The organism is Pandoraea commovens, from assembly GCF_024704525.1.
Taxonomy (GTDB): Bacteria; Pseudomonadota; Gammaproteobacteria; order Burkholderiales; family Burkholderiaceae; genus Pandoraea; species Pandoraea commovens.
Genome location: NZ_CP102780.1, coordinates 679,247 through 692,650, shown reverse-complemented (window position 1 = coordinate 692,650; position 13,404 = coordinate 679,247). Strand labels below are relative to the sequence as shown.

Annotated in this window: 12 protein-coding genes; 6 read left to right on the top strand and 6 right to left on the bottom strand. The window is 62.5% G+C overall.

Annotated features, from left to right (window positions below):
* Positions 1 to 185: 185 nt before the first annotated feature.
* Both NTU39_RS03560 and NTU39_RS03555 read right to left on the bottom strand, forming a co-directional pair.
* The gene (locus tag NTU39_RS03560; protein WP_257959209.1) at positions 186 to 704 is read right to left on the bottom strand and encodes a single-stranded DNA-binding protein; all 519 of its coding nucleotides are present in this window, start codon (positions 702 to 704) and stop codon (positions 186 to 188) included.
* A gap of 30 nt (positions 705 to 734) precedes the next feature.
* Positions 735 to 1,898: an MFS transporter gene (locus tag NTU39_RS03555; RefSeq protein ID WP_150665385.1), complete on the bottom strand. Its 1,164-nt coding sequence runs from the start codon at positions 1,896 to 1,898 to the stop codon at positions 735 to 737.
* Between the two features lie 520 nt (positions 1,899 to 2,418).
* Between NTU39_RS03555 and uvrA the strand changes: the two genes are divergently transcribed.
* The 5 genes from uvrA to NTU39_RS03530 all read left to right on the top strand — a co-directional run bounded on the left by uvrA (position 2,419) and on the right by NTU39_RS03530 (position 8,486).
* Complete coding sequence (uvrA, locus tag NTU39_RS03550; RefSeq protein ID WP_150665384.1) at positions 2,419 to 5,283, top strand: excinuclease ABC subunit UvrA; 2,865 nt, start codon at positions 2,419 to 2,421, stop codon at positions 5,281 to 5,283.
* A gap of 27 nt (positions 5,284 to 5,310) precedes the next feature.
* Positions 5,311 to 6,339 carry an AI-2E family transporter gene (locus NTU39_RS03545; protein WP_257959208.1) on the top strand — a complete coding sequence of 343 codons (1,029 nt, stop codon included), beginning with the start codon at positions 5,311 to 5,313 and terminating at the stop codon, positions 6,337 to 6,339.
* A 100-nt stretch (positions 6,340 to 6,439) separates the two neighbouring features.
* Entirely contained in the window at positions 6,440 to 7,114 is a 675-nt protein-coding gene (locus NTU39_RS03540) for a helix-turn-helix transcriptional regulator (protein ID WP_257959207.1), read from the top strand.
* On the top strand, positions 7,111 to 8,091 hold the full coding sequence (locus tag NTU39_RS03535) for a threo-3-hydroxy-L-aspartate ammonia-lyase (RefSeq protein ID WP_257959206.1): 981 nt from the start codon (positions 7,111 to 7,113) through the stop codon (positions 8,089 to 8,091). The genes NTU39_RS03540 and NTU39_RS03535 overlap by 4 nt, the downstream gene beginning before the upstream one ends.
* Positions 8,088 to 8,486, top strand: coding sequence for a RidA family protein (locus tag NTU39_RS03530; RefSeq protein WP_039395603.1), 399 nt, complete (start codon positions 8,088 to 8,090; stop codon positions 8,484 to 8,486). Before NTU39_RS03535 ends, NTU39_RS03530 begins: the two co-directional genes overlap by 4 nt.
* 110 nt (positions 8,487 to 8,596) lie before the next feature.
* Here the strand turns inward: NTU39_RS03530 and NTU39_RS03525 are convergent, their stop codons facing one another.
* Together NTU39_RS03525 and NTU39_RS03520 are read right to left on the bottom strand one after the other, a co-directional pair.
* Entirely contained in the window at positions 8,597 to 9,061 is a 465-nt protein-coding gene (locus tag NTU39_RS03525; protein WP_257959205.1) for a hypothetical protein, read from the bottom strand.
* A 33-nt stretch (positions 9,062 to 9,094) separates the two neighbouring features.
* A complete protein-coding gene (locus NTU39_RS03520; protein ID WP_257959204.1) occupies positions 9,095 to 9,553 on the bottom strand; it encodes a hypothetical protein in 459 nt (152 codons plus the stop codon).
* A 278-nt stretch (positions 9,554 to 9,831) separates the two neighbouring features.
* Here NTU39_RS03520 and NTU39_RS03515 point away from each other — a divergent pair, with 278 nt between their 5' ends.
* On the top strand, positions 9,832 to 10,833 hold the full coding sequence (locus NTU39_RS03515; RefSeq protein ID WP_257959203.1) for a hypothetical protein: 1,002 nt from the start codon (positions 9,832 to 9,834) through the stop codon (positions 10,831 to 10,833).
* A gap of 74 nt (positions 10,834 to 10,907) precedes the next feature.
* On the opposite strand, the gene NTU39_RS03510 is transcribed toward NTU39_RS03515, so the two are convergent.
* Positions 10,908 to 11,456, bottom strand: coding sequence for a phosphonate degradation HD-domain oxygenase (locus NTU39_RS03510; protein WP_150665377.1), 549 nt, complete (start codon positions 11,454 to 11,456; stop codon positions 10,908 to 10,910).
* Positions 11,416 to 13,242: a Na/Pi cotransporter family protein gene (locus NTU39_RS03505; RefSeq protein ID WP_150665376.1), complete on the bottom strand. Its 1,827-nt coding sequence runs from the start codon at positions 13,240 to 13,242 to the stop codon at positions 11,416 to 11,418. The genes NTU39_RS03510 and NTU39_RS03505 overlap by 41 nt, the downstream gene beginning before the upstream one ends.
* Positions 13,243 to 13,404: the final 162 nt, after the last annotated feature.

Here is a 13,404-nt window from a genome sequence, read left to right as displayed (position 1 = left end):
GTGTCTCCACGAATGGTAGAGAGACCCGGGGCGGGACGGTGTCGAGACTCAATGAGTTTTGTTTCGTTTTGTTGCCGGGCGTACGGGCGTACTGGTGAGTGAACGTATGGACGCAAAAAAACCCGGCAGCGCAACGCTTGCCGGGTTTTGTCGACGGGGTGAGATTTCGCCCCGGTCGTCTCGACTCAGAACGGAATATCGTCGTCCATGTCGTCGAAACCGCCGCCGGATTGCTTGGCCGGGGCTTGCTGACGGGCACCGCCGCCGCCACCGCCGCCGCCGCCGCCGCGCGAGTAACCGCCGCCACCGCCTTCGTCGCCACCACCGCCGCGCGAGTAGCCGCCACCGCCGCCACCTTCACCGCCGCCGCTACGGCCACCCAGCATCTGCATCTGGTCAGCCACGATTTCCGTGCTGTAACGCTCCGTGCCGTCCTGCGCTTGGTACTTGCGCGTACGGATACGGCCTTCGATGTACACCGACGAGCCCTTCTTCAGGTACTCGTTGACGATCTCCGCCAGACGGCCGAAGAACGACACACGGTGCCATTCCGTCATTTCCTTGAATTCGCCGGACTGCTTGTCCTTGTAACGGTCGGTCGTCGCCAGACGAATGTTCGCAACCGCATCGCCGCTCGGCATGTAGCGGACTTCGGGGTCGGCACCCAGATTGCCGACCAAAATCACTTTGTTGACTGATGCCATAAATCTTTCTCCGGTATTGCTGAAATCCGATCAGGATTGACGAGGCGCAGGGGTCCTCATCGGTGCGGCGATTATAAGCCACACGAAAGCACCGGCTGCACAAGTCAGGAAGATTGCGTTTTGACCGTAGTGGGTCATCAGAAAACCCCCTAGCGCTCCACCGCAGAACAAGCCGAGTGCCTGAGTCGTGTTGTACACCCCGACAGCCGCGCCCTTACGCTGTCCCGGCGCCAGCTTCGACACCAGCGACGGTTGCGATGCTTCGAGCACATTGAAGCCCAGGAAGTACACGAACAGCACCACGGCAATCACACCGACCGTCGGCGGCAATCCGCCGAGCGCCACCTGCGCAATGGCCACCAGTGCAATCGCCGAAAGCAGCACGGCCTTCATCTTGCCGCGCTTTTCCGCGGCGATGATCGCGGGCACCATCGCGATGAACGACAGCCCCATCACCGGCAGGTAAATCTCCCAGTGCTGCGCCACCGGCAATCCGGCCGCGACCAGCATGCGCGGCATCGCCACGAAGAGCGCCGTCTGCGTCGCGTGCAGCACGAACACGCCGAAGTTCAGACGCAGCAGTTCCGGGTTATGCAGCACTTCCGAGAATGGCGCAGGCCCAGCCTTGGCGTGGATGGGCGGCGTGGGCACCACCCACAGCACCACGAAAATCGCCAGCACCGCGAGTATGCCGATCGCCGAGAACAAGCCGCTCATGCCCAGCCAGTGATACAGGAACGGCGCACACACGATAGCCACGGCAAACGACACGCCGATGCTGCCACCGATCATCGCCATCGCCTTGGTACGGTTCGCGTCGCTCGTCAGATCCGCCACGCAGGCCATGACGGCCGACGAGATCGCCCCGGCCCCCTGAATCGCGCGGCCGACGATGATCCACGTCAGATCGTGCGCCATCGCTGCCACCAGCGAGCCGATCGCGAACACGATCAGTCCGAAGATGATCACAGGCTTGCGCCCGAGGCGATCGGACGCCCACCCGTACGGGATATAGAGCAGGGATTGCGTCAGACCGTAGATACCGATGGCCAGGCCGACAAGGAAGGTGTCGTTACCGCCCGGAATCGTCTGTGCGAAGACCGAGAACACCGGCATGATCAGGAACAGCCCGAGCATGCGCAATGCAAAAATCCCCGCGAGCGACGCGCTGGCGCGCACTTCTAGCGGGGTCATGCGGCCCCCTCGGCCGCGTGTCGAGGCAGGAGATGCGGAAGTCACGGAATCAGTCGACATTACGTCCTGAGAGATGGAAAAAGCGCTTGCGGCCTCGGAATTGTCTGATGTTTGCATTCGGACGACGGGGTGTGTCGCCCCGCCTGGCAGGTTCGCACACGAGACCCGGTAGGGTCCGGAATGCCCAACAGGCCCGCTAGGCTTGGCAGAACGGTCGGACGCCAGCCTCTGGAAATCGGGCGGTTCGTCCCCATCTGCCTCCCATGCCGCATCGGCGCCCGAGGCAGCCCGTCAGCAGGGATCAGCCCCGGCAATCAAACTTAGGTATATTAGCAGGTTTAGCCGCCCTGATTTCCCCCCAGCGGCCCGCCCGACCGCTCCCGCCGCCTGCTGCGTCGATGCCCGGCCAACGCCGTGCCGGCGCGGTCCGACGTCCCGGGAAACTCAGGCTCTTGGGGGCCGGAAACCGCCCCGCGACAATTCGCCGCGCGGATTCCTCGGCGACGACCCGGAACCGTCAATGGAAACCATTCGTATTCGTGGGGCTCGTACCCACAACCTCAAGAACGTCAATCTCGACCTGCCGCGTCACCAGCTTGTGGTGATCACCGGCCTGTCGGGCTCCGGCAAGTCGTCGCTCGCTTTCGATACGCTTTACGCGGAAGGTCAGCGTCGCTATGTCGAAAGCCTGTCGGCGTATGCCCGTCAGTTCCTGCAACTGATGGAAAAGCCCGACGTCGATCTCATCGAAGGCCTCTCGCCTGCGATCTCGATCGAGCAGAAGGCCACGTCGCACAACCCGCGCTCGACCGTCGGCACGGTCACCGAAATTCACGACTACCTGCGTCTGCTCTATGCGCGCGTGGGTACCCCGTACTGCCCCGATCACGGACTGCCGCTCGAATCGCAAAGCGTTTCGCAAATGGTCGACGCCGTGCTCGCGCTGCCAGAAGACACCAAGCTCATGATCCTCGCGCCCATCGTCGTCGATCGCAAGGGTGAGCATGCCGACCTCTTCGAATCGATGCAGGCACAGGGCTTCGTGCGCTTTCGCATCCGCTCGGGCGGCGGCGCGGCCAACGAAGGCACGGCACGCGTGTACGACATTGAATCGCTGCCCAAGCTCAAGAAGACGGAAAAACACTCCGTCGACGTGGTCATCGACCGCATCAAAGTGCGCGCCGATCTGAAGCAACGTCTGGCCGAGTCGTTCGAGACGGCGCTGCGTCTGGCCGACGGCCGCGCGATTGCGCTGGAAATGGATACGGACAAGGAACACGTCTTCAGCTCGAAGTTCGCGTGCCCGGTGTGCTCGTATTCGTTGCAGGAACTCGAACCGCGTCTGTTCTCGTTCAACAACCCGATGGGCGCATGCCCGACCTGCGACGGTCTGGGACAGATGACGTTCTTCGATCCGAAGCGCGTCGTCGCCTTCCCTGCACTGTCGCTCGCGTCCGGTGCGATCAAGGGCTGGGACCGTCGCAACCAGTTCTACTTCCAGATGCTGCAAAGCCTCGCGGCGTTCTACGACTTCGACGTCGACACGCCCTTCGAGGAAATGCCGGAAGAGACGCAGAAGATCGTGCTCTACGGCTCAGGCGAGCAGGAGATTCCGTTCACCTACGTGAACGAGAAGGGCCGCACGTCGGTGCGCTCGCATGCCTTCGAAGGCATCATTCCGAACCTTGAGCGGCGCTATCGCGAAACCGACTCGGTCGCCGTGCGCGAAGAACTCGCCAAGTATCAGAACAACCGCGCTTGCCCCGATTGCGAAGGTAGCCGTCTGCGTCGCGAGGCGCGCTTCGTCAAAGTCGGCGAAGACAAGCAGGCACGTGCCATCTACGAGATCGGCAATCTGCCGCTGCGCGAAACGCTCGGCTACTTCCACGAACTGGTGCTGCACGGCGCGAAGCGCGAGATTGCCGACAAGATCGTCAAGGAAATCGTGGCGCGTCTCACGTTCCTGAATAACGTCGGTCTCGACTACCTTTCGCTGGAACGTAGCGCCGATACGCTCTCGGGCGGTGAGGCGCAACGGATTCGTCTCGCGTCGCAGATCGGTTCGGGCCTGACGGGCGTGATGTATGTGCTCGACGAGCCGTCCATCGGTCTGCATCAGCGCGATAACGACCGTCTCATCGGCACGCTCAAGCACCTGCGCGATCTCGGCAACTCGGTGATCGTGGTCGAACACGACGAGGACATGATTCTCGCGAGCGACTACGTCGTCGACATGGGACTCGGCGCGGGCATTCACGGCGGCACTGTGATTGCGCAGGGCAGCCCCGAGCAGATCGAGAACGCCGCGGAATCGCTGACGGGTCAGTACCTCTCGGGCGCACGACGCATCGAAGTGCCGACCGAGCGTCGTGCGCCGGGCGAGGACTATCTGCGCATCGTCGACGCCACGGGCAACAATCTGAAGAACGTCAATCTGGACCTGCCTGTCGGTCTGTTGACGTGCGTGACGGGCGTGTCCGGCTCGGGCAAGTCCACGCTCATCAACGACACGCTGTATCACGCCGTTGCGCGCCATCTGTATGGCTCGTCGGCCGAACCGGCACCGTATGAGCAGATCGATGGGCTGGAGCACTTCGACAAGGTCATCAACGTCGACCAGTCGCCCATCGGACGCACGCCGCGCTCGAACCCTGCCACGTACACGGGGCTGTTCACGCCGATTCGCGAACTGTTCGCCGGTGTGCCCGCTGCCAAGGAACGCGGCTACGACCCGGGCCGCTTCTCGTTCAACGTGAAGGGCGGACGCTGCGAAGCCTGTCAGGGCGACGGCGTCATCAAGGTCGAGATGCACTTCCTGCCGGACGTGTACGTTCCGTGCGACGTCTGCCACGGCAAGCGCTACAACCGCGAAACGCTCGAAGTCCAGTACAAGGGACGCAACATCTCGGAAGTGCTCGACATGACGGTCGAGCAGGCGCACGAGTTCTTCAAGCCGGTGCCGGTCGTCGCGCGCAAGCTGAAGACGCTGCTCGACGTCGGTCTCGGCTACATCCGTCTCGGTCAGTCGGCCACCACGCTCTCGGGCGGCGAAGCGCAGCGCGTGAAGCTCTCGCTCGAACTGTCCAAGCGCGACACGGGCCGAACGTTGTATATCCTTGACGAACCGACCACGGGCCTGCACTTCCACGATATCGAACTGTTGCTGACGGTGATTCACCGGTTGCGCGATCAGGGCAACACGGTCGTCATCATCGAACACAATCTGGACGTGATCAAAACGGCCGATTGGGTGATCGATCTCGGGCCGGAAGGCGGTGCGGGTGGCGGGCAGATCATTGCGCAAGGCACGCCCGAGCAAGTCGCAGCGAGCAAGGCTAGCTTCACCGGCAAGTATCTGGCGCCGTTGCTCAAGCGTGGCAAGTAACGCTTCATCGGAAAAGGACGTCATCTCATGGAACCGCGCTCTGGCTGGACTCCGGACCGGAACTTCTGGGTCGAAGCCGCAAGTTATGTCTTCGCGGCGGTGGCCCTCTGGCTGATCCTCGGTATCCACCTGCTGTCGGCGGTGCTGGCGGGCATGGTGGTGTATCAGCTTGTCCATGTGCTGGGGCCGCGCCTGCAATTGCGCATCTCCAGCGAGCGGGCACGGCTGGTCGCCGTGGCCTTGCTCTCGGCACTCATCGTCGCCCTCATGACGGCGCTGGTGTTCGGCATCATCACCTTCTTCCGCAGCGACGCGGGGCACCTCGAACACATCAATGGCCGCATGATGGAGGCAATCGAGCAGGCGCGCTCGCAACTGCCGATGTGGGTGACCGACCGTCTACCTGCGGATACCGACGACATTCATCAGGGCGTGACGGAATTCCTGAAGGATCACACGCAGGAGATGTCGCTTGTCGGCAAGGAAGCGCTGAACGCGATGGTGCACATCATCGTCGGGCTGGTGCTCGGCGCGCTCGTGGCGCTGTCGACGGTGCGTCCGGTGCAGCACATGCGCCCGCTGGCCGCCGCACTCACCCGCCGCGTGACGCTCTTCGGCGACGCCTTCCGTCGTATCGTCTTCGCACAGGTGAAGATCTCGCTCATCAACACGGTTTTCACGGCCATCTTCCTGATCGGTATCTTGCCGTTGTTCGGCATCCATCTGCCGCTGCGCAAGACGATGATCGTGGTGACGTTCGTGGTCGGCCTGCTGCCGGTCGTCGGCAACCTGATCTCGAACACCTTCATCGTGGTACTCGGTCTGTCGGTGTCGCTGTATGTGGCGATCTCGGCGCTGGTCTTCCTGATCGTCATCCACAAGCTCGAATACTTCCTGAACGCGCGCATCGTCGGCACGCAGATTCAGTCGCGTGCCTGGGAGCTGCTGCTGGCCATGATCGTGATGGAGGCCGCATTCGGCCTACCGGGGTTGATCGCCGCGCCCATCTACTACGGCTACCTCAAGAGCGAACTGGCGGAAAAGAAGCTCGTCTGAGCGCCTGACTGTACACAGCCACGCCCGCTGCCCACCGGCACCGGGCGTGTTTTTTGATGCGAATTTGACATTTCGTCACTCAATGACATAATGTCAAATCATGAAATCCACCAAATCTCCTGCTACGGGCAAGCTCGACGAGAACTCGCTGCTGTTGCGTGAGGGACGCAAGATCGTCGAAGCGCTCGGTCAGACCTTCGCACCGCTCGTGGAAGTGGTGCTGCACGACCTGACCGATCCCGACCATGCCATCGTGGCCATCGCCAACAATCTGTCAGGTCGCGAGCCAGGCGACGCCGTCACGGAGATGGGACTTGCACGTATCGCCGACCCGGCGTTTCCCGAGGTCATCGCGAACTACGCCAACCGGTTTCCGGATGGGCGTCCGGCCAAGAGCACGTCCATCGGGCTGAAGAACAGCGAGGGCGAGTACGTCGCCGCCATCTGTCTGAATATGGACATTTCGATGTTGGCGGCAGCGGCAGCGAGCATTCAGCAACTGGTGAGCGTGCCCAATCAGGCACCCGCCACCGTCAGCGAGACGCTGGCCAGCCGACGCCTCGACGACATCCGCCCGCTCATCGCCGACTTCGCGGCGCAGCGCAACACCACCCCGCAAGGCCTGACGCTCGCGCAACGCCGCGAAGCGATCCGTCTCATCGAGGCGCGTGGCCTGCTGGACCTGCGTCACGCGCATGCCGAAGTGGCGCGCACGCTCGGCGTAGCCCGTTCGACCGTCTACACCTACCTCTCCGACCCGAAAGGTTCCTCATGACTACCCCCACGTTGGCGATTACGTATGGCGATGTCGTCGCCGCTCACGACCGGATTCGCGAAGCGGCGCATCGCACGCCGGTGCTCACGTCGCGCACGGCCGACGCCATGACCGGCGCCCGCCTGTTCTTCAAGGCCGAGAACTTCCAGCGCATGGGCGCGTTCAAGTTTCGCGGCGCTTACAACGCGATTTCCCAGTTCACGGCCGAGCAGAAGCGCGGCGGCGTGCTGGCGTTCTCGTCGGGCAACCACGCACAGGCCATCGCATTGTCGGCCCGCGAGTTGGGCGTGCCCGCCGTCATCCTGATGCCGCAGGACGCCCCGCAAATGAAGATCGACGCCACGCGTGGGTACGGTGCGGAAGTGATCCTGTTCGATCGCTACAAGGAAGATCGCGAAGCGCTGGCGAAGCGTCTCGCCGAGGAACGCGGCATGACGCTGATCCCGCCGTACGACCATCCGCACGTGATGGCCGGTCAGGGCACAGCCGTCAAGGAACTCATTGAAGACGCCGGCGAACTCGACATGCTGCTGGTGTGTCTGGGCGGTGGCGGTTTGCTCTCGGGCAGCGCCGTCGCGGCACGCGCGCTCAATCCGAATATCGAGATCTACGGCGTGGAGCCGGAGGCCGGGAACGACGGGCAGCAGAGCTTGCGCACGGGCGAGATCGTTCATATCGAGACGCCCCGCACCATCGCCGACGGCGCACAGACGCAGCACCTCGGTCAGTACACGTTCCCGGTGATTCGCTCGCTGGTGGACGACATCCTGACCGTGACCGACGACGAACTCGTGCAGACGATGAAGTTCTTCGCGAGCCGCATGAAGATTGTGGTCGAGCCGACAGGTTGTCTCGCGGCCGCTGCCGCGATGCAGGGCAAGGTCGACGTTCGCGGCAAACGCGTGGGCGTCATCCTGTCCGGCGGCAACGTCGATCTCGCACGCTTTGCAAAACTTACGCTCGGGGAGGCCGTATGAGCACGCAGGAACGAGGTATCGAATCGGTGAACGTACCGACATTGCAACCGCCGCGAGGCCACTATTCGCACGGGGTTTGCGCGAACGGCTTCGTGTTCGTCTCGGGACAGTTGCCGGTCACGCCTGAGGGCGAGCGCCTGGTCGGCGCGCCATTCGCCGTGCAGGCAAAGCAGGCGCTGGACAACGTGGCGGCCATCCTTGCCGCCTGCGGCACGAGCGTCAGCCGTCTGGTGCAGGTGCGCGTGTACATTACGAACGTCGACGACTGGGGTCCGTTCAACGAGGTCTACGCCGAGTGGGCGGGCGAAGCGAAACCGGCGCGTTGTGTGGTGCCGGTGCCAGCGCTGAGTCATGGCGTTGCGGTGGAGATCGAGGCGACGGCGCTGGCGGGGTGAAGCGCATGCACGTCGGGACTCGCAAGACGGCGCATGGGGTGCACCACTTCGTGTGAATCAAAGTACAAATGCCCGCTTTCGCGGGCATTTGTCTGAGAGCGCCATATCCTCTATATCAGCTCATGTTCGGCCAGGCGCGCCCGCACGATATCCAATATTCGGACCATCTCCGCGTCGTCAGTGTTCTCTTCACACATCGCGCGCCAGGCCGCTTCGCGCTCGAACTTCGGCACGCCCAACAACTCCTCGAATACTCGAGTGATCTCACTCTCCATTTCCTCTGGGAGCGGCTCATCTTCGGTTGACGAGGGGCTCGTCATACGCGAACTTCGAAGGACGCCCGACGACTGCCCCATCTCGCCAGAACTCCCGTGCTGGGACAATAGTGCATCGCGAAGCTCGGCGGAACGAACGATCTTCGAATCGGCCATTACCGTGCCGCCTTCCGCCTCAGCCACATTTCGCGTTTGTTCAAAGTCAGTATCGAAACCCTCCGCAGGCGGCGATGTTGCCTCCGCCTGCTGTATGTCCGGCGTCGTGATTTTCTGAGCGGTTGCTTGGGTATTCACTTCCATGACGAATCTCCATCGTTGGGGGAGATTTCAGCTTCAGGTCGACGATTCCGGTTGCACACTCAAGCGCATTTCGGCGCTAGCAATGGCCGCTCTCGCAAGGTGCCAATCCTTACCATCGAACATCTGCGGAATTAGATTGCCTTTAAAGTAGGACTTGAAGGTTTCGAGCTCGCTTTTGTTGCAATCGCTCAACAGCTTTTCCCAGATCGCAATGCGCTCGGCAGCCGCCGCCTTCATCATGTCCACAATCCGCTGCCCGCACTCGCTTCCGCCTCCGCCTCCGGACGCGAGACCGCACGACATAGGTGCCAACAGCCCGGTGGCGCCGTCGACCTGAGCACCCGTCGTCGCCGCGCCATCTTCAAACCAAGCCACATTTCGCGTTCCTTCCAAGTCAGCATTGAAACCTTCCGCAGGTGGCGATGTTGTCCCGGCCTGCTGGATCTCGGACGTTGTGATTTGTTGAGCGACCGTTTGCGCACTCACGTTCATGACGAATCTCCGTCGGGTGGGGGGGAGATTTCATCGTGTCACCTATCGAACGCAAACCTTTGCGATTCGGACGGTCACCTTCGGGTTGACGTCTCCCGACAACGCAACTTGGGACCTTCCGCAAGATGGTGATGGGAAGACACATCATGGATCGATCGACGGCACGCCCGCTTACATCAACAACTCCAAGCGTTTGCGCCCGGCCCCGGGGAATTTGAGGCGGCCTGATCGATCAGACCGGTACACTTCGCTCTACGAATCCCAAAGTTCATCGAAACATGACGACACCCGATTTCCAGACACCGACACGCGCGCCTTCCGATGCCCCCTTCGCTCCTCCGTCTGCACCGCTGACTCAGCAGCGTATCGATGACGAACCGCTGCGGCTGGTCACGAGCTTTAACGACATCTTCGTCGTCGTCGCGTCGTGGCTGCTTTCGTTCGGCACGGTGTGGCTCACGGCATCGCTGCCCTCGTGGCTGCAGATGCTGATCGCCGCCGCCATCACGTGGGGACTCTCGGAGATCTTCGTGCGTCGCCGCCGTATGGCACTCCCCGCGCTCTGCTTCTCGTTCAGCTTCGTGAGCACCGCAGCAATGCTCGGTTTCGGGAACGCGTCACTGCTGCATCAGGGCGGAGAAAGCGTGCGTGCCTCGATGAGCTGGTGGACGCTCGTCGCCACCTGCGTCTGCACGGCGCTCGGTGCCACCCTCTTTTGGTGGCGCTTCCGCGTGCCCGCAGTGATTGCCATGGGCGTGGCGGGCGTGGTCGCAGTAGTGTGGGCACACGTGCTGGTACTGACCGAGAACAATGGCTGGCTGCTGGTGGCGAACGTCATCGTCGGGTTGGCGATTTTCATCTGGGCACTGCGATGGGATGCACAGGATCCGCAACGCACGAGCATCCGCTCCGATGTGGCCTTCTGGCTGCACCTGCTCGCCGCCTGCATGGTCACGCATCCGATCTTCTGGATGCTCGCACCGAATCACCCCGGCGCGGTCATCGCCGTATTCGTGCTGCTCACTGCCGTGTCGCTCGCCATCGACCGTCGCGCGCTGATGCTGTCGTCGCTGCTATACGTCATGAGCGCAATCTTGCGGATGTTCATGACGCCCGCCGCGAACGGCGACGAACTCTACACGCACTCCAGCATGTCGCTGCCAGCCACGGCGGTGATCGTCGGCGGCGTGCTGCTGTTGCTCTCGGTGTTCTGGCAACCGTCGCGTCGGGTCGTGCTTCGCCTGCTGCCGTCGGCATGGCGCGCGAAGTTGCCGCACTGAATCGCATCTGACGTCAAAAGCAAAAAGGCCGCGCCGGATTCTTCCCGGCGCGGCCTTACTTCTTTTCACTCACGTCACTGAATCGTCACGCGCTCCAGCACCTTCATGTAGTGATCGAGCGGCGGCGTCTGCATACCGGCGATCTTCGCGCGGTCGTCCCAGCGACGCAGGCGAAGCGCCGCCTCGGCATGCTCGCGTGCAAGAAACGCCTTCGCTTCGTCATCGCCGAACACGCCACCTTGCAGCGCGAGACTGCGCACCGAATCCACCGACAGCTTGCCGTAGTACTCGGGATCGACGGCGCAAAGGCAACGCTTGGCGTCCACATGCAGACGAATCGGATCGAGGACCGCGTCGCTGAAGAGCGGCCTGAGGAACGGCAGTGCGAAGTATTGATGCAGATCGTCGATGCCGCGCTCGGTGGGCGTTTCGCCCTGAAGATTGAGCAGATGGCCGAGATCGTGAAGGAAACTGGCGGCGACGAGCGCCTCGTCGGCGCCCTCGCTTTCGGCGAGCGCGCCGCTTTGCAGCGCGTGCTCCAGTTGGGTGACGGGTTCGCCGCTGTAAGCGATCGAACCGAATTTATCGAACAGGGTGCGGATGTCCGGCAGGCTCAGGGCCATCGTGAGAACTCTCGTTGTCATCGCGAGAATCGGGGGCAGCCCCGGCAGCGGCCGTCGCGACATCGGCAAACGCCGCCAGTTTCGACGCCTTCGTTTCCTTCGGCGTCTTCATATCCTTGTTGTCCTTGCCGTCCTTGGCTTCCTTCGGCTTGTCGCGCATGCGGCTCTTGCGCAGCGCGCCCGCGTCGTCGAGTACCGGATACGCCGTCGAACAGAACAGCGAATTCAGACGCTTCATGTCGCTGATGATATCCAGGTGCAGCGAAGACGTCTCGATACTCTGCACCGACTGGCCCGCCAGACGATTCAGGTGCGTGTACGAATACGCGCGCTCCAGATCGCGGAAGCTCTCCTTCTCAGCCATCAACCGCTGCGCGCTGCGTAAATCCGTATTCAGAAACACCGACAGGCCGAGTTGCAGGTTCGTCACCAGCCGCGCGTGCATGTCGCAAATCTCCTGCAACCCCGCCTCCGAGAACGACAGCTTGTGCGATATCTTCTTCTCCTCGACCTCCACCACCATGCGCTCGATGATGTCGCCCGCATGCTCGAGATTGATAGTGAGCGAGATGATGTCCGTCCAGCGGCGGCTGTCCTGCTCGCTGAGGTTTTCGCGCGACACGCGCGTCAGGTACATCTTCACGGCGGTGTAAAGATGGTCGACATCGTCGTCCAGACGGCGCGTTTCTCGGGCGCGCGCCACGTCATTACTCTTGATGACGTAAAGCAACCCGTTGAGCATCTGCTCGATGAGGTCGCCCATGCGCAACGTTTCACGCGTGGCATTCGCCAGCGCTACCGAAGGCATTTCCAGCGCGCTCTCGTCGAGATGTCGGGCACGCGTAACACCATCGGCTTCCGGCTTTTCGGCCAACAGACGCACGCACAAACGCGCCATCGGCTCGGTGAACGCGAGGCAGACAAGGCAGCGAACGAGGTTGTACAGCACGTGGAAGTTGACGACGGCTTGCGCAGGGGCGTCCGAGAGCCAGCTCACCAGCATCGGCGCATAGTCGACGAACGGCAGCACGATCAGGCAGCCGATCAGCTTGAAGATGAGGCTGCCGAACACCACACGACGCCCCGCCGCGTTCTGACCGGCCGACGTCAGCATCGCCAGCATGCCGCTGCCGAGGTTCGCGCCGATCACGAGACACAGCGCCACTTTGAGCGAGATGACACCGGAAGACGCCAGCGTCGCCGTCAGCAGCACGGCGGCGAGGCTCGAATACGACACCATCGCGAAGAGCGCGCCGATCAGCGTGTCGAGCATGACGTCGCCCGTCAGCGAGCCGAACAGCACCTTCACCCCGGCGGCTTCGGTCATGGGCGTGGTCGCGCCCACGATCAGTTGCAACGCCAGGATGATCAGCCCGAGACCGATGGACACGCGGCCCAGCTGGCCTGCGCGCGTCTGCTTTCGTGAGAGGAAGAAGATGACGCCGAAGAAGATCAGCAGCGGCGAGAGCCAGTGCAGATCGAACGTCAGGATCCGCGCCATCAGGGCGGTACCGACGTCCGCGCCCAGCATGATCGACAGGGCGGGCGCCAGCGCGATCAGCCCCTGCGCGCCGAACGACGACACGATGAGCGCCGTCGCGTTACTGCTCTGCACGAGGCCCGTGACGAGCACGCCCGCCGCAAAGGCGAGGAAGCGGTTCGAGATGCTGTGCGACAGAATGCGTCGCAGGTCGGCACCATAGACGCGCAGGACCCCGGTACGCACAATGTGCGTCCCCCAGATCAGCATCGCCACGCCGGAAAGAAGGTTGAGCAGAGTCAGCATGCCAGTGTTCCGTGATCTTATTGTCGACGGGACAGGCAGCGCTTCGCGCCGCCAACATGACGCGTGGCCTGGTTTTCTAAACCGGCATCCCGCGTCAGACGAACACTGGCGTCGGGATGCATGTTAAGTTCACGCAAGTAAGTTCACGCGTCATGCGTATCC